Consider the following 1,550-nt stretch of genomic DNA (forward strand, 5'->3'; position numbering starts at 1 on the left):
CCAGACGCCGCCGTCCGACTCCTCGCCGACCGGCCCCGCCCCGGCACCGGCCGACCCTCCGCACTCCGACCCGCCCGCGGACCCGTCCTCCGGTTCGGCCGGCTGATGGAGGCCTACACGGTGCGGGCCGACGCCCCGCGCGGCGCGCTGGTGACGCCGCGGTTCGTCGAGCCGGAAATGGCCGACCTGGTCGGACGCATTCAGCGGGTGCCCTGGCCGCAGTGGAACGAACCGGGCGACCGGATGTGCCAGGAGGTGATCGAGCTGTGCCGCCTCCAGGCCGCACGCGGGCTCACCGTGCTGTCCTGGCTCGCGGACGGCGGCGCGCCCGGCGACGCCCGCGACGAGGCCGGCTGGCTGCTCACCACCACCCGGCTCACCGGCCACCGTCAGCGGCGGATGTACGGCGCCGCCGAGCGTCTCGCCCCGCCCGTACGCGACCTCGTGATCGCCAACTTCACCTGGGCGCTGTCCTCCGCGCACGGGAGCCGGGTGACCGCGCCGTTCTTCGCCAGCCGCGCCTACCCCGACGACGGGTACGCCGCCGCGCACACCACCATGACGCTGACGCAGCTCTGGGAACGCATCCCCGATGTGCGGCAGGCGCTCGCGGCGGCGTGGGCCGCCACCCGTACGCCCGCCGACTGGTGCCGGGCGGCCGAGCTCCAGGCCCGCTACGGCGGAGAAGTCCCGGTCGTCACCTATCCGCGCGGTCCGTACCCGCCGAAATCGGCCACTCGTCCCTGGATCAACCGGCTGCTGGGATGTGAGTGACGGGAGATATCGCTGGTACCGGTGTTTCCAATGCGTCACCAGTGGTAACCCTCCGTGTGCGGCACCCGCTCCACGGCGCGGGCGAACATCGGGGGGATCCACAATGGCCGGCTCCACGCGACGACGACGGCGACGACGACGGCTCGGCGTCCTGTCCCTGACCACGCTCGCCGTCTCGGCGCTGCTCGCCGACCCCTCGTCCGCCGACCCGTCGCCGATCGCGGGTGACCTCGCCGGCAGCCGGAAGCAGGTGCACGACCGGGCCGCCGACGTCGGCCGCATCAACGCCGAGCTGGCCAGGGCCAACGCCGAGCTCGACGACATGAACGACCAGGCCGAGTTCGCCGTCGAGCGCTTCAACGGCGCGCGCGTCCGGCTCGAACAGGCCCAGAGCGACTACCAGGCCGCGGTGGCTCGCAGCGCCCACGCCCGCGAGCGGTTCGACCAGGCGCGCCGCGGCCTGGCGACGTTCGCCTCGAAGGCCTACCGCACCGACGACAGCATCCCCTCGACCGCGGCCGTGTTCGGCGGGCGCGGCGGGATGCAGGGGTTCCTCGAACGCGCCTCCTTCATGCAGTTCCTGGCCAACCGGCAGCACTTCGCCGTCCAGCAGGAGGAGGCCGCGCACACCATCGCCGACCTGTTCGAGAAGCAGTCGCGCCGGGCGCTCTCCGCCCAGCGCGACGCCACCCGGGCCACGGCCGCCGCACGCCAGGTCGCGACGGCCGCCGTGGCCCGGCAGCGGTCGAGCGTCCACCGCATCCAGCGGAAGAAGG

Annotated in this window: 2 protein-coding genes; both read left to right on the forward strand. The window is 74.0% G+C overall.

The genetic code is table 11. The features are described from left to right. Positions 1-105 precede the first annotated feature (105 nt). Complete coding sequence (locus tag ACFFNX_RS49610; protein WP_378213456.1) at positions 106-774, forward strand: hypothetical protein; 669 nt, start codon at positions 106-108, stop codon at positions 772-774. Between the two features lie 103 nt (positions 775-877). Further along, on the forward strand, positions 878-1,550 hold a 673-nt coding region (locus tag ACFFNX_RS49615), incomplete at its 3' end, for a coiled-coil domain-containing protein (RefSeq protein WP_378213457.1).

The sequence above is a fragment of the Actinoallomurus acaciae genome (assembly GCF_042429965.1).
GTDB classification, from domain to species: Bacteria; Actinomycetota; Actinomycetes; order Streptosporangiales; family Streptosporangiaceae; genus Actinoallomurus; species Actinoallomurus acaciae.

What these genes read in the sequence shown, in the direction of transcription:
- ACFFNX_RS49610 (WP_378213456.1), top strand. Translation starts at nt 106, where the DNA reads ATGGAGGCCTACACGGTGCGGGCCGACGCCCCGCGCGGCGCGCTGGTG.